This window comes from Streptococcus gallinaceus (genome assembly GCF_040545695.1).
Classification (GTDB): domain Bacteria; phylum Bacillota; class Bacilli; order Lactobacillales; family Streptococcaceae; genus Streptococcus; species Streptococcus gallinaceus.
This window is the reverse complement of record NZ_JBEPMK010000006.1, coordinates 22,180-41,291: the sequence shown is the minus strand read 5'-3', so window position 1 is coordinate 41,291 and position 19,112 is coordinate 22,180. Positions and strand designations below refer to the sequence as shown.

At 42.3% G+C, this 19,112-nt stretch carries 19 protein-coding genes and 1 pseudogene; all 20 read left to right on the top strand.

Annotation, left to right across the window (positions count from 1 at the left end; genetic code table 11):
• Window positions 1–7 precede the first annotated feature (7 nt).
• The 20 genes and pseudogenes from ABID27_RS08215 (at window position 8) to ABID27_RS08120 (ending at window position 19,112) form a co-directional block, all read left to right on the top strand.
• Window positions 8–1,849, top strand: coding sequence for an HTH domain-containing protein (locus ABID27_RS08215; RefSeq protein ID WP_354281487.1), 1,842 nt, complete (start codon window positions 8–10; stop codon window positions 1,847–1,849).
• Window positions 1,850–1,858: 9 nt separating this feature from the next.
• On the top strand, window positions 1,859–2,338 hold the full coding sequence (locus ABID27_RS08210) for a transcriptional regulator GutM (protein WP_354281485.1): 480 nt from the start codon (window positions 1,859–1,861) through the stop codon (window positions 2,336–2,338).
• 12 nt (window positions 2,339–2,350) lie between these two features.
• Window positions 2,351–2,894, top strand: a pseudogene (gene srlA, locus ABID27_RS08205) (PTS glucitol/sorbitol transporter subunit IIC).
• A 21-nt stretch (window positions 2,895–2,915) separates the two neighbouring features.
• On the top strand, window positions 2,916–3,902 hold the full coding sequence (srlE, locus tag ABID27_RS08200) for a PTS glucitol/sorbitol transporter subunit IIB (RefSeq protein WP_253364758.1): 987 nt from the start codon (window positions 2,916–2,918) through the stop codon (window positions 3,900–3,902).
• Between the two features lie 32 nt (window positions 3,903–3,934).
• A complete protein-coding gene (locus tag ABID27_RS08195) occupies window positions 3,935–4,300 on the top strand; it encodes a PTS glucitol/sorbitol transporter subunit IIA (protein ID WP_253364760.1) in 366 nt (121 codons plus the stop codon).
• Between the two features lie 9 nt (window positions 4,301–4,309).
• Window positions 4,310–4,990, top strand: coding sequence for a fructose-6-phosphate aldolase (locus ABID27_RS08190; RefSeq protein ID WP_354281483.1), 681 nt, complete (start codon window positions 4,310–4,312; stop codon window positions 4,988–4,990).
• A 212-nt stretch (window positions 4,991–5,202) separates the two neighbouring features.
• Entirely contained in the window at window positions 5,203–6,636 is a 1,434-nt protein-coding gene (locus ABID27_RS08185) for a PTS sugar transporter subunit IIC (protein ID WP_253364764.1), read from the top strand.
• A 31-nt stretch (window positions 6,637–6,667) separates the two neighbouring features.
• Complete coding sequence (locus tag ABID27_RS08180) at window positions 6,668–6,946, top strand: PTS sugar transporter subunit IIB (RefSeq protein WP_354281481.1); 279 nt, start codon at window positions 6,668–6,670, stop codon at window positions 6,944–6,946.
• A 73-nt stretch (window positions 6,947–7,019) separates the two neighbouring features.
• Entirely contained in the window at window positions 7,020–7,505 is a 486-nt protein-coding gene (locus ABID27_RS08175; RefSeq protein ID WP_253364768.1) for a PTS sugar transporter subunit IIA, read from the top strand.
• A gap of 38 nt (window positions 7,506–7,543) precedes the next feature.
• The gene (locus ABID27_RS08170) at window positions 7,544–8,209 is read left to right on the top strand and encodes a 3-keto-L-gulonate-6-phosphate decarboxylase UlaD (RefSeq protein ID WP_354281479.1); all 666 of its coding nucleotides are present in this window, start codon (window positions 7,544–7,546) and stop codon (window positions 8,207–8,209) included.
• Between the two features lie 5 nt (window positions 8,210–8,214).
• The gene (locus ABID27_RS08165; protein ID WP_354281477.1) at window positions 8,215–9,078 is read left to right on the top strand and encodes an L-ribulose-5-phosphate 3-epimerase; all 864 of its coding nucleotides are present in this window, start codon (window positions 8,215–8,217) and stop codon (window positions 9,076–9,078) included.
• Window positions 9,078–9,794, top strand: a complete 717-nt coding sequence (locus tag ABID27_RS08160) for an L-ribulose-5-phosphate 4-epimerase (RefSeq protein ID WP_253364774.1) — start codon at window positions 9,078–9,080, stop codon at window positions 9,792–9,794. The genes ABID27_RS08165 and ABID27_RS08160 overlap by 1 nt, the downstream gene beginning before the upstream one ends.
• A gap of 175 nt (window positions 9,795–9,969) precedes the next feature.
• A complete protein-coding gene (locus ABID27_RS08155) occupies window positions 9,970–11,634 on the top strand; it encodes a BglG family transcription antiterminator (RefSeq protein WP_354281475.1) in 1,665 nt (554 codons plus the stop codon).
• A 159-nt stretch (window positions 11,635–11,793) separates the two neighbouring features.
• Window positions 11,794–12,885 carry an L-ascorbate 6-phosphate lactonase gene (ulaG, locus tag ABID27_RS08150; protein WP_253364778.1) on the top strand — a complete coding sequence of 364 codons (1,092 nt, stop codon included), beginning with the start codon at window positions 11,794–11,796 and terminating at the stop codon, window positions 12,883–12,885.
• Window positions 12,886–12,993: 108 nt separating this feature from the next.
• Window positions 12,994–14,964, top strand: a complete 1,971-nt coding sequence (gene tkt / locus ABID27_RS08145; RefSeq protein ID WP_354281473.1) for a transketolase — start codon at window positions 12,994–12,996, stop codon at window positions 14,962–14,964.
• 137 nt (window positions 14,965–15,101) lie between these two features.
• The gene (locus tag ABID27_RS08140; RefSeq protein WP_354281471.1) at window positions 15,102–16,181 is read left to right on the top strand and encodes a beta-N-acetylhexosaminidase; all 1,080 of its coding nucleotides are present in this window, start codon (window positions 15,102–15,104) and stop codon (window positions 16,179–16,181) included.
• Between the two features lie 119 nt (window positions 16,182–16,300).
• Window positions 16,301–16,774, top strand: a complete 474-nt coding sequence (locus ABID27_RS08135) for a hypothetical protein (protein WP_253364784.1) — start codon at window positions 16,301–16,303, stop codon at window positions 16,772–16,774.
• A gap of 15 nt (window positions 16,775–16,789) precedes the next feature.
• Entirely contained in the window at window positions 16,790–17,122 is a 333-nt protein-coding gene (locus ABID27_RS08130; protein ID WP_253364786.1) for a hypothetical protein, read from the top strand.
• Window positions 17,123–17,230: 108 nt separating this feature from the next.
• The gene (gene dapD / locus ABID27_RS08125) at window positions 17,231–17,929 is read left to right on the top strand and encodes a 2,3,4,5-tetrahydropyridine-2,6-dicarboxylate N-acetyltransferase (RefSeq protein WP_253364788.1); all 699 of its coding nucleotides are present in this window, start codon (window positions 17,231–17,233) and stop codon (window positions 17,927–17,929) included.
• A gap of 52 nt (window positions 17,930–17,981) precedes the next feature.
• Window positions 17,982–19,112, top strand: a complete 1,131-nt coding sequence (locus ABID27_RS08120) for an N-acetyldiaminopimelate deacetylase (RefSeq protein WP_354281469.1) — start codon at window positions 17,982–17,984, stop codon at window positions 19,110–19,112.

Below are 19,112 nucleotides of genomic sequence, written 5' to 3'. Positions count from 1 at the left end.
GAGAACTATGAGTCTAGAACGAAACAAAAAAGAATTACTATATTATTTGTCTTCTCATCCACATGTACATTACGAGAAGATAAGCTCTAGACTTCAACTTTCTAAACGATCAATTAAATTGTTGGTAGAGAGTTTACTCTATAGCTATGGTCACATTTTTTCTATACAGGAAAAGGGAGAACAACTTTCGTTATTTATCTATGATTCAGAGGCGTTTCGCTTGCTGATATCAGAACAATTATTGCTGTCAACAGATTTAAATTCATTTCATAAAAGACAAGCTATTTTCTTTAAAACCTTACTTGCAGTTGATGGTTATATTTCTGCAGATGATATAGCAGATCAACTAGGGATCAGCCGAAGAAGCCTCAGTCGAGATATGGCCAAAATGAAGCTCGTTTTGGAGAGGTATGGATTAGCATTGACTTCTAAAACGGGGATTGGAATTCGCCTAGATGGTGCAGAACTGTCAAAACGATTGCTCTATCTGTATGAAGTGATGGATTATGTTGAAGACGACATTGAATTGCCAAGCGAAGTTAATGAGACTTATCGTGACTTTGTTTTAAGTAAGAATCTTCCTTTGGATGTACAAAAAAGCTTTTTATATACCATGAAAATCACCTGGATACGCAAAGATAAGCCAGTGGACCTAGAACAACTTAAGTGGTTTACAAGACAAAATCAGTTGGATTTACCGACAATATTCTACGAAATTTTGGAATATTATTGGCAGCGTTCGATCACAGAAGCTGAAAAAGATTTTTTAACTTTTCCGATGCAGATTGGTTTGTTACCTGCAGAAATTCATCGTTCGGATGTTATGGAAGTTGTACAGGATACCTTGCGACGAACGGTTGAAGAATTTGGAATTCAGTTGGCAGTTAACGAAAGCGCTCAATTACTGGAGCAACATCTGATTTATTTGTTAAATCGAAGTACCATGCAATGGGAATTTTCAGAAGTAGGGCTTCGTGAACAGTTGATGCGATCTTCATTTTCGACAGTTGTTGCTCAGTTTTTTCTACAACAATTGGGAGCAGCCCTTCACATGCGCATTTCAGAAAAAGAAAGTGTTCTTTTAGCTGTATGGATGGATTTGCTACTAGCTAGAAATAGTAAACCTTTGATTTCACGGATTGCAGTCATTACTCAAGCAGGACTTTCATTTAACCAACTTGTGGAACAAGAGATAGTTCGTCTGTTCGGCAGAGATGTTCAATTGGATTTTCTTGAATTTACGAATCATCAACCGTATGAAGAGTTAGAAAAACGGTATGATCTGATTTTTACGGATAATTTACTTTGCAGTCAAGAGCTATTTCAATCTTTTTTATCCTTGACGTGGGTAACGAAAGAAAATCAAGCAGAGCGTGAAAGTATCGAGAGGATGGTGTTGGCTCGAAAAATTCAATTATATGGTCAGGTATTGACGGTTGATTTTATAAAAGAAGCATCTTACGAAGTCAATTTACAAACTTTGTTGGACACATTGGTAGATAAGGGATTTTTGATGCCAGAGGCGGTTCATAAGTTGATTGCAAAAGAGAAAAAGCACTCAGCAATTTCTGACAATGGCTTCGCTTTTCCACATTTAACAGTCAGCGGTCTTTCACAAATTACATTATTAGTACCAGAAGATGATGAAGTTTCTTTGATGACCATTCATGGTCAAGAGATTACAGATTTTATTTTATTACTAATTCCAGAAGAATTGAGCGAAGAGCACCAAGATTTACTCTATCAAATATTTGATAATACATTTCGTTTAGAACAGAAATCACAAATTAAAGAACGGTTGGGTTTTCCATTTATGACTGCTTTGCAGAGTATCAGGGAGATGGACTAGGAGGACAATATGAATAGTATTTATATATTGGGGGCAGTTGTAATTGTAGCCTATATTTTGCAAATTATATTGGGGTTACAGCAATTGAAGAATTTCAATAAGACCTACTCAGAATTACGAAAGAAAGGGCGTGTTGCGATTGGACGTCGAGCTGGAAAAATTAAATCAGGGACGATTGTCATGTTCGCTGTGGATGCTAACGGGATGGTGTTAGATGCACGTAAGATGCAGGGAGTAACTGTCTTAGCTCAATTTAAACCCATGCCTGATTATGTTGGACAAGATATTCATTACTTTGACACATACAACCCTCTGGTACGTAAGGAAAATAAATTACTACAAATCGCGATAGAGGATGCGCGTGAGCTCTATCTACGTGTGGAAGCAGGAAACTACAAAGAAGTTCCTAAATCTGCACCATTATTGGATGTAACTAGCCAATGGCAGCTCTTAAAAACACGGTTTAAACTACAATTTAATCATAAATAAAGGAGTTTGATTATGAACTACATTACAAAATTTGCAGAAGGTTTCATGAAATTGTTCCAATCAGGGGGCGAGACTTTCATTAGTTGGATGACTGGAATTGTACCAGTTGTACTGATGCTTTTGGTAGCAATGAATGCACTGATTGCACTTTTAGGAGAAGAAAAGGTTAATAAATTAGCAGAAGCATCTGCTAAAAATCCAGTGAGTCGGTACATGATTCTTCCATTCATTTCAGCCTTTATACTTGGAAATCCAATGGCCATCAGTATGGGACGCTTCTTGCCAGAGTACTACAAACCAAGTTTTGTTGCAGCTCAAATGCAATTCTGTCACACTTCAAACGGTGTATTCCCTCATATCAATCCAGGTGAATTATTTGTTTGGTTGGGAATCGCTTCTGGTCTTGAAACACTCGGTCTAAGTACAATGGATTTGGCGATTCGTTATATGTTGGTTGGTCTTGTGATGAATGCTGTGGGTGGTTGGGTAACTGACTTTACAACTTGCCTGGGTATGTAAACAACAAGGCGTTACATTGAGCAAAACGTTGAGCTAATAAGAGAAAGAGGATAAGAAAATGGCATATAATAGCATTAAAGTTGTTAAAGGTAGTGGCGGTTTTGGTGGTCCCTTAGTCATTACACCAACAGAAGAAAAACATAAATTTATCTATATCACAGGTGGTGGTGAAAAACCAGAGATTGTGGATAAAATTGTAGAATTGACAGGTATGGAAGCTGTAAATGGCTTTAAAACTTCTATTCCGGATGAAGAAATTGCTTTAGCAATTGTAGATTGTGGTGGAACCCTTCGCTGTGGAATTTATCCTAAAAAAGGTATTCCAACTATCAATATTGTTGCGACAGGAAAAAGCGGTCCATTAGCTCAGTACATCACTGAAGAAATCTATGTATCTGCTGTTGGGGTTGATCAAATTACACCAGCAACTGAAACAGGAGTAGCAGTCGAAAAAGTTTCAACTCCAAAACAAGCAACTTATGATACTAGCAAGAAAATTACAGAGCAACGTGCAGAAACAAGCTTTGTAGCACGTATCGGTATGGGAGCTGGTAAGGTTGTAGCCATCTTTAATCAGGCTGCACGTGATGCAATCCAAACTATGTTGAATACTATTTTGCCATTCATGGCTTTTGTATCGTTGCTGATTGGGATCATCAATGGTTCTGGTGTCGGAAATTGGATTGCGAAATTAATGGTTCCACTGACAGGAAATGTCTGGGGATTAGTGATTATTGGTTTTATTTGTTCACTACCATTTCTGTCTCCTCTCTTAGGTCCTGGTGCAGTCATTTCTCAAATTATTGGTACCTTGATTGGTGTTGAAATTGGTAAAGGTCACATTCCACCACAAATGGCATTACCAGCTTTGTTTGCCATCAATACACAAAACGGTTGTGACTTTATTCCGGTGGCGCTTGGTTTGTCAGAAGCAGAAGCTGAAACAGTAGAAGTTGGTGTGCCATCTGTGCTTTACTCACGTTTCTTGAACGGTGTTCCTCGTGTTATCGTAGCATGGATTGCAAGTTTTGGTATGTATAGTTAAAATAGAAGGAGAAAACAGAGAAGGGAATTGTAATGACAACATTATTTGAGACACATATTGTAGGTATTGGTCCAGAGGCTGAAGGGATGCTCTCTGAGGCAAATATGTTTATTCTTTTTGGTGCAGGTGCCCCGGTTGATTTGGCAGAGTATTGTTTCACCATTGACAATAAAAATCTTGCTGGAGAAATTCAAATCGGTGGGAAATTGTTGGTAGATGGTGTTGCCTATCCTATCACAGCAGTTGGGAATTTGGTAGAAACGAATCTTGCTAATTTAGGGCATATTACAGTTTCTCTAGATGGTAGTGAAGAAGGCAGTCTGCCAGGGACTCTTCACATCCAGGCAGAAACATTACCGCAATTAAAAGAAGGAAGCCTTATCCAAATAGTTGCATAAGGAGGGAATATGGCCTTTCTATTAGATAGTGCAAATCTTGCAGACATTCAACGATATCAAGAAATTTTTCCGATTGAAGGTGTAACAACAAATCCATCTATTTTGAAAAAGGTGGGAAAGGTTGACACCTATACTCATCTAAGAGAAATTCGAAAAATTATTGGACCAGAAAAAACGCTTCATGTACAAGTTGTTGGGACAGATGCGGATACAATGCTAGAAGAAGCCGATTGTATTTTAAAGGAAATAGATGCGACAGTTTTTATTAAAGTTCCGGTGACAACAGAGGGTTTAAAAGTAATAAAGACTCTCAAAAATAGAGGTGTTGGAGTTACGGCGACAGCAATTTATTCAAAAATGCAAGCTTTTCTAGCTATTGAGGCTGGTGCGGATTATATCGCTCCTTACTACAATCGTATGGAAAATCTGAATAGTGACATGACAGATACGATGACAGCTATTGTAGAATATATTCGAGATAGAAAAGTTGTGACAAAAATTTTAGGAGCGAGCTATAAAAATATAGCGCAAGTTAATCACACTTTAACATTGGGTGGGCATTGTGTTACGGTCAATCCAGAGTTGTTGTGGAATGCTGTCGAGACTCCTGCGGTTCAAAAGGCGGTAGTAGATTTTCAATCGGATTGGGAGTCTGTCTACGGCGGAGGAGCTAACATGTTGTTAAAATAAATTGGATTTCCAATGGAAATATCCAACCAGAAAAGGCAAGGTCTAACTGACCTAGCCTTTTTCTTTTGCGTTTTCCAAGCTATTTTATTATAGGTGAAAATGAAAAGTCTAGTTTTGCACACTTGGGTGTGTACTTATTGGTCTTTTTTAAAACGCTTACAAAAACTATAATGAACCTATAGAAAACAAATAAAAGAAAAGAGGTAGTTATCATGGATTTATTCCTAGCTCCCCTAAATTGGTTCTCGCAAAATATCTTGCAGAACCCAGCCTTCTTCGTTGGTCTCTTGGTTTTAATAGGATACCTTCTCCTGAAAAAGCCATTTCATGAAGTGTTTGCAGGCTTCATCAAGGCCACTGTTGGTTATTTAATTTTGAACGTTGGTGCCGGTGGTTTGGTAACGACATTCCGTCCAATCCTCGTTGCCCTGGCTAAGAAATTTAGCTTGGAAGCAGCCGTTATCGACCCTTACTTTGGTTTGGCAGCTGCCAATGCGAAATTGGAAACCATGGGCTTCATCAGTGTGGCGACAACAGCTTTGCTGATTGGTTTTGGTGTCAATATCCTGCTCGTTGCTCTTCGCAAAGTGACGAAAGTACGGACTCTTTTCATCACTGGTCACATCATGGTTCAACAAGCAGCAACTATTTCAGTATTTGTCTTGCTTTTGATTCCAGCCTTTCAAAATGCCTTCGGCGCTTGGGCAGTTGGTATCATCTGTGGTCTTTACTGGGCTGTCAGCTCAAATATGACTGTTGAACCAACCCAACGCTTGACTGGTGGCGGTGGATTTGCCATTGGACACCAACAACAATTTGCTATCTGGTTTGTCGACAAGGTTGCACCATTCTTCGGTAAAGAAGAAGATAACTTGGACAACTTGAAATTGCCAACATTCTTGGGCATTTTCCACGATACAGTCGTTGCTTCTGCAACATTGATGCTTGTCTTCTTTGGTGGTATCCTTGCTGTCCTTGGCCCAGAAATCATGTCCAATGCAGAACTCATTGGTGCTGGTGCCTTTAACCCAGCAAAACAAGCATTCTTCATGTATATCCTACAAACATCACTTACATTCTCAGTTTACTTGTTTATCTTGATGCAAGGTGTACGTATGTTCGTTGCTGAATTGACAAATGCCTTCCAAGGTATTTCAAACAAATTGCTCCCTGGTTCATTCCCAGCGGTTGACGTTGCAGCTTCATACGGCTTTGGTTCTTCAAATGCAGTACTTTCAGGATTTGCTTTTGGTTTGATCGGTCAATTGATCACGATCGCACTTCTCGTTATTTTCAAAAATCCAATTTTGATCATCACTGGTTTCGTTCCAGTATTCTTCGACAATGCAGCCATTGCAGTTTACGCTGACAAACGCGGTGGTTGGAAAGCTGCAGCAAGTCTGTCCTTCATTTCAGGTGTTATTCAAGTAGCGCTTGGTGCAGTTGCAGTTGGTTTGCTGAGCTTGACTGGTGGTTACCATGGAAATATCGACTTTGAAATTCCTTGGTTGCCATTTGGATACTTATTCAAATACCTAGGAATTGCTGGTTACGTGATTGTCTGTGTCTTCTTGCTTGCAATCCCACAATTGCAATTTGCAAAAGCAAAAGACAAAGAAGCTTACTATCGTGGTGAAGCACAATAAATGGAAGATTTCTTTATAGGAGGAAAACACAATGGTTAAAGTTCTTACAGCATGTGGAAATGGCATGGGCTCATCGATGGTCATTAAAATGAAAGTTGAAAAAGCCCTTCGTGAACTCGGTGTGACAGATATCCAATCTGCGTCTTGCTCAGTAGGTGAAGCAAAAGGTCTCGCAGCAGGATATGATATCGTGATTGCGTCAAATCACCTCATCCATGAATTGGCTGGTCGTACAAAAGGTCATCTTGTTGGTCTTGACAACTTGATGGATGACAATGAAATCAAAACAAAATTGCAAGCAGTTTTGTAAGCGAATAACAAGTGGGTGCTTTCAAGACGATTGAGAGCACCTTCTCTTTAGAAGATAAATAGGGAGAATTTCCATGAATCTCAAATCATCATTTATTGACAATCAATCCATTCGTCTGGGCTTGTCTGCGAAGACGTGGCAAGAAGCGGTTCATAAATCTGTGGAACCCTTGATTGAAAGCGGTGCGGCTACGGAAGAATACTACGAAGCCATCATCGCATCAACTGAGGAATACGGACCGTACTACATTTTGATGCCGGGCATGGCTATGCCACATGCTCAAGCAGGTGTCGGGGTCAATCGTGACGCTTTCTCACTCATTACCCTCACTGAGCCTGTGACTTTCTCAGATGGCAAGGAAGTTTCTGTCTTGCTTTGCCTCGCAGCAACATCGGCAGATATCCATACGACAGTAGCCATTCCGCAAATCGTGGCTTTGTTCGAGTTAGAAAATTCAATCGAGCGTTTGGTAAATTGCAAAACAGCCGAAGAAGTACTGGCAATGGTTGAAGAATCAAAATCAAGTCCATTCTTAGAAGGTATGGATTTGGAAAGCTAACAAAAGACGATAAGACAAGATAAAGAGAGGATAATACTATGACAAAACACATTCCAAATTTACAAGTTGCCCTTGACCATTCTGATTTGAAAGGGGCGATTACAGCAGCTGTTTCAGTTGGTGCAGAGGTTGATGTGATTGAGGCAGGCACCGTTTGCTTGCTTCAAGTTGGCTCAGAACTCGTTGAAGTCTTGCGCAGCCTTTTCCCTGAAAAAATCATCGTGGCAGACACTAAGTGTGCTGATGCTGGAGGAACAGTTGCCAAAAACAATGCCAAACGTGGTGCAGACTGGATGACGTGTATCTGCTCAGCGACTATTCCAACTATGAAAGCAGCCCTAAAAGCCATCAAGGAAGAACGTGGCGAAAAGGGAGAAATCCAAGTGGAACTCTATGGCCACTGGACTTACGAACAAGCTCAACAATGGCTTGACGCAGGTATCTCACAAGCCATCTACCACCAATCACGTGATGCCCTACTTGCAGGCGAAACTTGGGGTGAAAAAGACTTGACTAAGGTGAAAAAATTGGTTGACATGGGCTTCCGTGTGTCTGTCACAGGTGGTCTTGATGTGGATACCTTGAAACTCTTTGAAGGTGTAGATGTCTTTACCTTTATCGCAGGACGTGGCATCACAGAAGCTGAAAATCCAGCCCAAGCTGCTCGTGACTTTAAAGACGAAATCAGACGTATCTGGGGGTGAGGTCTATGACACGACCAATTGGTATTTATGAAAAGGCGACGCCGAAGCACTTCAGCTGGCTTGAACGCCTTAATTTTGCAAAAGAGTTAGGATTTGACTTTGTTGAAATGTCGGTTGATGAATCAGATGCTCGCCTCGCTCGTCTCGACTGGACAAAAGCTGAGCGTTTGGAAGTTGTCAAAGCCATTTACGAGACAGGTGTTCGCATTCCAACCATTTGCTTTTCAGGGCACCGTCGTTATCCACTAGGGTCAAACGATCCTGAGGTGGAGGCAACCTCGCTTGACTTGATGAAAAAATGCATTGAGTTAGCGCAAGACTTGGGTGTCCGCACGATCCAGCTAGCTGGCTATGACGTCTACTACGAAGAAAAATCACCTGAAACACGTGCTCGCTTTATTAAAAATTTACGTACCGCTTGCGACTGGGCTGAAGAAGCACAAGTCATGTTGTCGATTGAAATCATGGATGATCCCTTTATCAATTCTATTGAGAAGTACCTGGCAGTCGAAAAAGAAATTGATTCTCCTTATCTTTTCGTTTACCCAGATACGGGCAATGTCTCAGCTTGGCACAATGATATTTGGAGTGAGTTTTACAATGGACACCGCTCCATTGCAGCCCTTCACCTCAAGGACACTTATGCGGTCACGGAAACCTCAAAAGGTCAGTTCCGAGACGTGCCATTTGGTCAGGGCTGTGTAGACTGGGAAAACATGTTTGGGGTCATCAAAAAGACCAATTACAAAGGACCATTCTTGATTGAAATGTGGTCTGAAAATTGTGAAACAGTGGAAGAGACAAGAGCTGCCATCCAAGAAGCGCAAGCCTATCTCTACCCACTCATCGAGAAAGCGGGGTTACGCTAATGCCAAAAGATTTACAAGAAATGCGCGAGCGCGTCTGTGCAGCCAATAAATCCTTACCAGAACATGGTTTGGTCAAATTCACCTGGGGCAATGTCTCTGAAATTTGCCGTGAACTCGGACGCATTGTTATTAAGCCAAGTGGCGTTGACTATGACAAGTTGACTCCTGAAAATATGGTAGTGACAGACCTTGATGGGAATGTCATTGAAGGGGACCTCAATCCGTCATCCGATTTACCAACACACGTGCAGCTTTACAAGGTTTGGTCAGAGGTTGGAGGTATCGTGCATACTCACTCAACTGAAGCGGTGGGTTGGGCACAAGCAGGGCGTGACATTCCATTTTATGGGACAACGCATGCGGACTATTTTTATGGACCAGTACCATGTGCGCGTAGCTTGAGCGAAGATGAAGTCAACTCTGCTTATGAAAAAGAGACAGGAGCAGTTATCATCGAAGAATTCGCCCGTCGTGGCTTAGACCCAATGGCAGTGCCAGGTATTGTCGTTCGCAATCACGGACCATTCACTTGGGGCAAAGACCCAGCGCAGGCAGTTTATCACTCAGTGGTGCTTGAAGAAGTGGCTAAGATGAACCGCTTCACCGAGCAAATCAATCCACGTGTTGAGCCAGCGCCAAAATACATCATGGACAAGCACTATCTCCGTAAACACGGGCCAAATGCCTATTATGGACAAAAGGGTGATGCACACTGAGTACACTAGTCCAATGCATAATCAAAAAGAAGCTGGTAATGTTCCAGCCTCTTTTTACCTGTAAAGGATAGCGCTCACAACAAGTGCTAAATATGGTAGAATAAGACTACAGTCTAAAAAATTGTCATTGAAATAGTAACCTTTGTAGCAGAGGGTTAAAGAAAGGAGTGCACAGATGTTATTGGATAAAAAAAGTCACGAGCTCTTGCTGTATTTGCTTAAGTTAGAGTCTCCAGAGACGGTTATGACTATATCCCAAGCTTTAGGGCAATCACGTCGGAAGATTTACTATCATTTAGATAAAGTGAATGACGCACTTCCAAAAGATGTGGCACAAATCATAGCCTATCCTCGTGTGGGCGTTGTTTTAGATGAGCCACAAAAGGAAGCCTGTAGGCACCTCTTGGCCGAAGTGGATGATTACTCCTATGTCATGAATATCGATGAGCGTTTGCAGTTGATGCAGACCTATATCGCGGTTTCAATGGAGCGCGTGACCATCGACAAGCTCATGCAGTTGACCGATGTATCGCGCAACACCACACTTCATGACCTCAGCCTCATCCGAGATCGCCTGACGGAAGAATCCTACCAACTCCAGCTGATTGCCACAAAATCAAGTGGCTACCTTTTAGAAGGGCACCCTCTGACAAAATTCCAAAGTCTGTATTATTTGCTCAATACGATTTATTGGCAACGAAGTGATCATTTTTGGGATTTTTTCCAGAGGAAAATGGAAGAATTTGTAGCCATCGAATCGTATTTTTCGAGAGAGTTAGTGGATTTTATCAGTAATTTTCTAACTCAGGCTCAGAGCCAATGGGGGAAGAAGATTGGTCAGCAGGACAAGGCATTTATGCAATTTAGCCTCCCGTATATCCTGCTTAGTTACCGTAATATGGCTTTGGATGAGGACTTAAAAGCTGCCTATTTACGTGACTTTAATTTAATTCTACAGAGGAAAGAATACGAGATTGCCCAGCAGTTAAGGGCGAGTTTGAGTGATTCGTTTGACTTTGAGCTGGATGAGATTGAGGTCTCTATCATTGCGATGTTGCTTTTGTCATTTCGTAAGGAAAAAGACAGCCACTTGGAGAGTCGTGATTATGATGAAATGCGCTTGATGTTGGGGGTCTTTTTAGACGAATTAACTGCACGATATGGCTTGGTATTTGAACACCGTTCGGAGTTACTGCATCAATTATTGACCCATTGCAAGGCGCTTCTGTATCGGAAAACGTACGGTATTTTATCAAGTAATCCTTTGACGGACCATATTAAGGAAAAATACACCGAGCTTTTTGAAATGACCAAGGCTTGTTCAGAGGTGTTGGAAGAGGCTTGGTTTATCCGTTTGAGTGATGATGATATTGCCTATCTGACCATCCATCTGGGCGGGGAGTTGAGACGGAGTGAGTATTGCCCAAAGGCACAGCGCCTCATTATCGTCTGTGATGAGGGGATTGCTATTCAAAAACTACTTCTAAAGCAGTGTCAACGGTACTTGCCAAAGCAAACGATTGAAGCGGTTTTTACGACCGAGCAGTTTAACAGCGTGCGTGACTTAATCACAGCTGACTTGCTGATTTCAACGACGGATGCCTTGGATGCAAAGCAGCCGACATTGGTTGTGCATCCGATATTGACGGATGCGGACACGGTGAGATTGCTCCGTTTTGTTCGCCAACAAGGTCGAGACAATAATCAGGATTTGCGTCAGCAACTAGATCGCTACATCAAGCACTATGTCAAAGATGACAAATCTGCTTACGTTCTTCGCTCGAAAATTGAACAATTAATTCATCGTGAATTGCTGCTTGAAGCGGTTCATGAGTCATAAATTTTGGAACTCAGTTGGTAGCCAACTGGGTATTTTTAGTGCCAGAAGGTCCACTTTTGAACACTTGACTGTGTACTTCTTGGTCTTTTTTGAAAGGGCTATCAGCGTTATACTTATCATATAAGAAACATCAAAAACAATTATCAGGAGGATAGTCTGATGGGTAAAGTACAAGAAATTACACGTGAATCATGGATTCTCTCAACGTTTCCAGAATGGGGAACTTGGCTCAATGAAGAAATCGAAGAAGAAGTGGTGCCAGAAGGCAACTTTGCTATGTGGTGGCTAGGCAACTGTGGTGTTTGGATTAAAACACCTGGCGGTGCCAACGTGGTTATGGACCTTTGGGCTAACCGTGGGAAAGCAACAAAAAAAGTCAAAGACATGATTTGGGGACATCAAATGGCGAATATGGCAGGTGTTCGTAAACTCCAACCAAACCTTCGTGTGCAACCAATGGTCATTGATCCATTTGCCATCAATGAACTGGACTACTATCTCGTGTCACACGTTCACTCTGACCACATGGACATCTCAACATCAGCTGCCATTCTCAACAATCCAAAACTGAACCATGTAAAATTTGTCGGACCAAGCGGCTGTGCAGAAATTTGGAAAGGCTGGGGCGTGCCAGAAGACCGCATTCAAGTGGTCAAACCAGGCGACAGTTTTGAATTTAAAGACATTAAAATTACAGCTCTCGAATCTTTTGACCGTACCTGTCTTGTAACCCTTCCAATCGAAGGTTACGAAGAAAATGGCAATAGCTTGAAAGGTCTTCCAGTGACAGACGAACTCATGGCATCTAAGGCTGTTAACTACGTCTTTGAAACACCTGGTGGAACGATTTACCACGGTGCAGATTCACACTTCTCAAACTACTTTGCAAAACACGGTCGTGACTTCAAGATTGACGTTGCTATCAATAACTACGGTGACAACCCAATCGGTATCCAAGACAAGATGACATCTATTGACCTTCTTCGGATGGCTGAAAATCTCGGTGCAGAAGTCATCATCCCAGTTCACTACGACATCTGGTCAAACTTCATGGCATCAACAGATGAAATCATTGAACTATGGAAAATGCGCAAAGAACGCCTGCAATACAAATTCCATCCATTCATCTGGGAAGTGGGCGGCAAGTACACTTATCCGCTTGATAAAGACCGCATTGAATACCACCACCCACGTGGATTTGATGACTACTTCTTAGAAGATTCAGATATTCAATTCAAATCACTTTTGTAATCTATCATGTGAACCTAGGGCAAAAGTCCTAGGTTTCCATTTTATAAAATATCACATTAGAAAACGCTTTATGGTATAATAGAGCTATCTTAAAATTAGGAGGAACTTATGTCAATTCTTTCTGTAAATGCGATTCGTTTCCTTGGAATCGATGCAATTGAAAAATCAAAATCAGGTCACCCAGGAATTGTAATGGGTGCTGCGCCAATGGCTTACAGCCTCTTTACTAAACACATGCGCATCAATCCAGCACAACCAAACTGGATTAACCGCGATCGCTTTGTCCTATCAGCAGGTCATGGTTCAATGTTGCTTTACGCACTCTTGCACTTGTCTGGCTTTGCGGATGTGAGCATGGATGAGATCAAAAACTTCCGTCAATGGGGTTCAAAAACACCAGGTCACCCAGAATTTGGTCATACAGCAGGTGTTGATGCGACGACAGGTCCTCTTGGACAAGGGATTTCGACAGCAGTTGGTTTTGCACAGGCAGAACGTTTTCTTGCTGCAAAATACAATAAAGAAGGCTACAACCTCTTTGACCATTACACCTATGTTATCTGTGGCGATGGCGACTTGATGGAAGGTGTTTCTTCAGAAGCAGCTTCTTATGCAGGTTTGCAAAAACTGGACAAATTGGTCGTGCTTTACGATTCAAATAACATCTGTTTGGACGGTGAAACAAAAGACGCCTTCACAGAAAATGTCCGTGCACGTTACGATGCATACGGCTGGCACACAGCTTTGGTAGAAGACGGTACAGATGTTGATGCTATTCATGCAGCTATCGAAGAAGCAAAAGTTGCTGGCAAACCAAGCTTGATTGAAGTGAAAACAGTTATCGGTTATGGTTCACCAGCAAAAGCAGGCTCAAATGCTTCACACGGCGCTCCTCTTGGCGCAGAAGAAGCAGTTGCCACTCGTGCAAATCTTGGTTGGGACTACGCTCCATTTGAAGTACCTGCAGAAGTATATGCAGATTTCAAAGAAAATGTGACAGACCGTGGTGCAGAAAGCTACGCTGCTTGGGAAACATTAGTTGCAGACTACACGGCGGCCTTCCCAGAATTGGCAGAAGAAGTAACAGCTATCTTGTCAGGTAAAGACCCGGTTGCTATCAAACCAGAAGACTTCCCAGCTTTGGAAGCAGGTTTCTCACAAGCAACTCGTAATTCATCACAAGATGCCTTGAACGTAGCTGCAGATGTGATGCCAAACTTCCTTGGAGGTTCTGCAGACTTGGCTCATTCAAATATGACCTACATCAAAGCAGACGGCTTGCAAGATGCAGCAAACCCACTGAACCGCAATATTCAATTTGGTGTACGCGAGTTTGCCATGGGTACTATTTTGAATGGTATGGCTGCTCACGGTGGACTTCGTGTTTACGGTGGTACATTCTTCGTCTTCTCAGACTACGTAAAAGCAGCGATTCGTTTATCAGCTTTACAAGGTCTTCCAGTGACATATGTCTTCACACATGACTCTATCGCCGTTGGTGAAGATGGCCCAACTCATGAGCCAATCGAGCACTTGGCTGGACTTCGTGCTATGCCGAACTTGAACGTTATCCGCCCAGCAGATGCGCGTGAAACACAAGCGGCTTGGTACCTAGCATTGACAAGCACAACAACTCCGACTGCTCTTGTCTTGACACGTCAAAACTTGACTGTAGAAGAAGGTACAGACTTTGATAAAGTTGCCAAAGGCGCTTACGTTGTTTATGAAACTCCTGGCTTTGATACGCTCCTTCTTGCTTCAGGTTCAGAGGTCAACCTTGCTGTTGCAGCAGCTAAAGAATTGGAAGCAGCTGGCACAAAAGTGCGCGTGGTTTCTGTACCATCTACTGAACTCTTTGATGCACAAGATGCAGCTTACAAAGAAGAAGTATTGCCAAATGCAGTTCGCCGCCGTGTAGCGATTGAAATGGCTGCAACACAAAGCTGGTACAAATATGTCGGTCTTGATGGACAAGTCATCGGTATCGACAAGTTTGGTGCATCAGCTCCAGCAGCGACAGTTATCGAAAACTACGGCTTCACAGTAGAAAATGTTGTGAACGTGGTCAATAGCTTGTAAGAAAAGAACACAAAAAACTGACTTCGTTTGAGGTCAGTTTTCTCTATGTTTTGTAGAGTAGTTAATAAAGAATGTGGAGGGCTTTCTAGCTGATTGCAGTTTATAATACAGAAAAAACGAGAATTTCGGAGGTTCTTATGACAGCGACAGGTAGACGCATTTTTTCACTGGATGCAGGTCGAAAATATTTCTCACTAGAAGAGTTGAAAACTCTAGTAGCAAAAGCTGCCCAGCTTGGCTACACGGATATTCATCTCTTGTTGGGAAATGAAGGCCTACGCTTTGTTCTTGACGATATGTCCCTCGAAGTAGCAGGGCAATCCTATCCTCATGATGCAGTAGTTGAAGCCATCCGTATTGGTAACGAATGCTATTATGCAGAAGACAATGGTCGGTATTTGACAGAGGGAGAATTGACAAGTCTGATTCATCAAGCGGCCGAGTTGGGTCTGGGTTTCATTCCAGCTATCAATTCACCAGGGCACATGAATGCCATGTTGACAGCTATGGAGCACTTAGGTGTTGAGAGTCCACGCCACCATTATGGCGACATGACATCCAGGCAGACGCTAGATTTGGACAATGAAGTAGCTTGCGCTTTTGTAAAAGAATTGCTCAGTAAATACTTGGTCTACTTTAGAGATAAGTCAGATTATTTTACCATTGGTGCGGATGAGTTCGCAAATGACCTGTATGTTGAAGCGGCTGCCGCTAAAGGCATTACCAATGGATTTTCCGCTCTCCAACAAGTTGGGGAGTACAAAAACTTTATCGCCTATGTGAATGACCTAGCCAGCTTGGTAAAATCATTCGGCATGACACCGATTGTCTTCAATGATGGTTTCTATTTTGCAGGTGACACAACCTATCCTCTAGATAAGGATGTCATGATTTCTTACTGGACAAGCGGCTGGGAAGGCTATGACGTTGCGAAGCCAGCCCTGTTACACCAGCAAGGCCACGTCCTTCTCAATACAAGTGACAAATGGTACCACGTTTTAGGTCGTTTGGTAGAAGAAGATGGTTTCTATCATGTCGCGCAAACCAAGGCAGGGGTGGCTCAAGTGCCACTTGACCAACTACCAAGTCAGGAATCGGGGGAAATTCCTCAGTGGGGTGCAATGTTTGCCGTATGGAGTGACCAACCTGAAAAAGAATACCAGGAAGCCATTATCCTAGAACTCATGGAAGACTTTGCCCGGAACTTCGAAAAATAGAGAAAAGTAGGTAGAAATGCCTACTTTTTTGGTGGGAATGGCTTCATATCAATAAAGAAAACGCTTGACAAATTATATATATAATAAATGGGAATAGTTTTATATAAAAGGAGATTTTTATGAAAAGAATCAAATTAGCCTTTATGTCAGTGCTGGCTATCACTGCATTAACGGCCTGTTCGACCACATCATCGAAATTAAAAGATGCAGCAGCTTCTTTGAGTTCGAGTTCTGCAAGTTCAGAAGTATCTTCTGAAAAAGTTGAGTCTAACTTCGTTGCAGCAGATACATCAGATGCTACCATTGAGAGTATGGTTACTTATAGTAATTATCTAGATATGTATCAGAAAATTTTAGATGAGTATTATACAAATTATGGGAATACCATTGCGGGAACTGCTCTGGATGATGGCGGAGCAACCATTGAAAAAATGAAGCAAGAAAACCAAGCAGCTTTTGAACAACAAAAAGCACAGTATGAATCCATTAAGGACACAAAAATTATTGGCAAAGATACTTTGGTTAAGTTTTTGAAAGATTATAGAGATAATTTAAAACAAACTGTAGATACCATTGCTGCATCACTACAATAGTAAGGAGAAAATAAATTGAAAACAAAAACATTAGCATTGGCAAACGGAATTTTAGGTTTAGTTGGAGGAATTTTCCTTCTGTTTGGAATTTGGTTTATTTTAGGAGTTGCTGCAACTGGAGTGATGACCACTTTTGTATACATTGTGAAAATCGCACTTTTAGTATTGGGGATAGTTGGAATTGCCTACTATAAAGGAGATGAGAGAGTTGGAGCGGCTCCGAGCGTTCTTTTGATTGTTGGGGGAGCAGTTTCTTTGACTCCTTTTCTTGGATGGATTGGCGGAATTTTAGCAATTATTGGTGGTTCTCTCTATTTAAGAACGTTGAAAAAATTTGCAAAAAATTAATTTAAAAAAAGATTTCTGGATCCAGAAATCTTTTTTTAATATCAAATTTCCAAATTTTCTGAATTTTTGATATACTAAAAAGGTAAAATCTTTGAAAGAGGGAAATGTATGACTGCACAAAAAATGACTGCGCAAGAAATTATTGCTTTTATCGGTAATGCTGTGAAGAAAACGACTGTCAAGGTGACTTTTGAGGGAGACTTGGCTGCGGCCGTGCCTGAAACAGTGACTAAGCTTGGAAATGTTCTGTTTGGTGATTGGAAAGACATCCAGCCTTTGCTTGCTAACTTGACTGAAAACAAGGACTATGTCGTAGAGCAAGATGGCCGCAATTCTGCTGTGCCCTTGCTTGATAAACGTGCGATTAATGCGCGTATTGAGCCAGGTGCCATTATCCGAGACCAAGTGACCATCGGTGACAATGCTGTTATCATGATGGGTGCTGTGATCAACATTGGCGCTGAAATTGGGGAGGGTACGATGATTGATATGGGTGCTATCCTTGGAGGTCGTGCCACAGTTGGGAAAAATAGCCACATCGGTGCGGGAGCTGTACTTGCAGGTGTGATTGAGCCTGCATCAGCTGAGCCGGTGCGCATCGGCGACAATGTCTTGGTGGGAGCCAATGCCGTTGTTATTGAAGGCGTTCAGGTTGGCAGCGGATCAGTCGTAGCGGCTGGCGCGATTGTAACTCAAGACGTCCCTGAAAATGTGGTTGTGGCTGGTGTGCCAGCTCGTATTATCAAGGAAATTGATGCGCAAACACAACAAAAAACAGCCTTGGAAGACGCTCTCCGTAATTTGTAATCAATTAGAAAAAGCTTGTGGTGACACAGGCTTTTCTTCGAAAGGATAGAGAATGACACTAGATTTGATAAAGATTCGTCGGGACTTGCATCAAATTCCTGAAATTGGGCTTGAGGAGTTTAAGACACAGGCTTACTTGTTAGAACGTATTGCTGACATAACAGTAGGTAAGGATTTTGTGGAAAAGCGGACTTGGCGAACAGGAATTTTGGTTTTCGTAAAGGGGGCAAATCCAGAAAAAACTATTGGCTGGCGGACAGATATTGATGGCTTGCCTATTGTGGAGCAGACGGGTTTAGCCTTTGCCAGTACCCATGAAGGGCGGATGCATGCCTGTGGTCATGATATGCACATGACGGTTGCGCTCGGTTTGCTCAATGAACTGGTGCAGAAGCAACCCAAGGAAAATGTTCTCTTTCTCTTTCAGCCTGCTGAGGAAAATGAAGCAGGTGGTATGCTCATGTATGAAGACAGCGCCTTTGGCGACTGGTTGCCGGATGAATTTTATGGCCTTCATGTGCGACCAGATTTGAAGGTGGGCGATATTGCGACCAATACAGGAACACTTTTTGCGGGAACCTGTGAGATGAAGATTACCTTTAAAGGAAAAGGTGGACATGCGGCCTTTCCTCATATGGCCAATGATGCTCTGGTTGCTGCAGCGCATTTTGTGACTCAAGTACAGACGGTCGTAAGCCGCAATGTAGATCCCATCCAAGGTGGGGTTGTGACCTTTGGCGCCATGAGAGCTGGTACGACCAACAATGTCATCGCAGATGAAGCTTTCTTGCACGGGACCATTCGTAGCTTGACGCAGGACATGAGTCTGCTCATACAGGACCGTGTACGGACGATTGCTCATGGTGTTGCGGCCGCATTTGACATGCAGGTGGATGTGGAGCTCAAGCAGGGAGGCTATCTACCTGTGGAGAATAATCTAGCCTTGGCAGCTGACCTGATGACTTTTTTTGCAGAGCAGAATGGTGTCAATTTGATTGACTGCCTACCGGCTATGACGGGAGAGGATTTTGGTTATCTTTTGAATAAAGTGCCTGGCGTTATGTTTTGGTTAGGAATTGATACTCCATACGCTCTTCACCATCCCATGATGAGCCCAGATGAGGCAGCCCTTGCCTTTGGCGTTGAGCATATCGGAGCATTTTTGAAGAAGAAAGCGGGTTGA

Bases quoted from the DNA above. Each gene is read 5' to 3' on its own strand.
- ABID27_RS08215 (WP_354281487.1), top strand. From the start codon at position 8: ATGAGTCTAGAACGAAACAAAAAAGAATTACTATATTATTTGTCTTCT.
- ABID27_RS08210 (WP_354281485.1), top strand. From the start codon at position 1,859: ATGAATAGTATTTATATATTGGGGGCAGTTGTAATTGTAGCCTATATT.
- srlE (WP_253364758.1), top strand. From the start codon at position 2,916: ATGGCATATAATAGCATTAAAGTTGTTAAAGGTAGTGGCGGTTTTGGT.
- ABID27_RS08195 (WP_253364760.1), top strand. From the start codon at position 3,935: ATGACAACATTATTTGAGACACATATTGTAGGTATTGGTCCAGAGGCT.
- ABID27_RS08190 (WP_354281483.1), top strand. From the start codon at position 4,310: ATGGCCTTTCTATTAGATAGTGCAAATCTTGCAGACATTCAACGATAT.
- ABID27_RS08185 (WP_253364764.1), top strand. From the start codon at position 5,203: ATGGATTTATTCCTAGCTCCCCTAAATTGGTTCTCGCAAAATATCTTG.
- ABID27_RS08180 (WP_354281481.1), top strand. From the start codon at position 6,668: ATGGTTAAAGTTCTTACAGCATGTGGAAATGGCATGGGCTCATCGATG.
- ABID27_RS08175 (WP_253364768.1), top strand. From the start codon at position 7,020: ATGAATCTCAAATCATCATTTATTGACAATCAATCCATTCGTCTGGGC.
- ABID27_RS08170 (WP_354281479.1), top strand. From the start codon at position 7,544: ATGACAAAACACATTCCAAATTTACAAGTTGCCCTTGACCATTCTGAT.
- ABID27_RS08165 (WP_354281477.1), top strand. From the start codon at position 8,215: ATGACACGACCAATTGGTATTTATGAAAAGGCGACGCCGAAGCACTTC.
- ABID27_RS08160 (WP_253364774.1), top strand. From the start codon at position 9,078: ATGCCAAAAGATTTACAAGAAATGCGCGAGCGCGTCTGTGCAGCCAAT.
- ABID27_RS08155 (WP_354281475.1), top strand. From the start codon at position 9,970: ATGTTATTGGATAAAAAAAGTCACGAGCTCTTGCTGTATTTGCTTAAG.
- ulaG (WP_253364778.1), top strand. From the start codon at position 11,794: ATGGGTAAAGTACAAGAAATTACACGTGAATCATGGATTCTCTCAACG.
- tkt (WP_354281473.1), top strand. From the start codon at position 12,994: ATGTCAATTCTTTCTGTAAATGCGATTCGTTTCCTTGGAATCGATGCA.
- ABID27_RS08140 (WP_354281471.1), top strand. From the start codon at position 15,102: ATGACAGCGACAGGTAGACGCATTTTTTCACTGGATGCAGGTCGAAAA.
- ABID27_RS08135 (WP_253364784.1), top strand. From the start codon at position 16,301: ATGAAAAGAATCAAATTAGCCTTTATGTCAGTGCTGGCTATCACTGCA.
- dapD (WP_253364788.1), top strand. From the start codon at position 17,231: ATGACTGCACAAAAAATGACTGCGCAAGAAATTATTGCTTTTATCGGT.
- ABID27_RS08120 (WP_354281469.1), top strand. From the start codon at position 17,982: ATGACACTAGATTTGATAAAGATTCGTCGGGACTTGCATCAAATTCCT.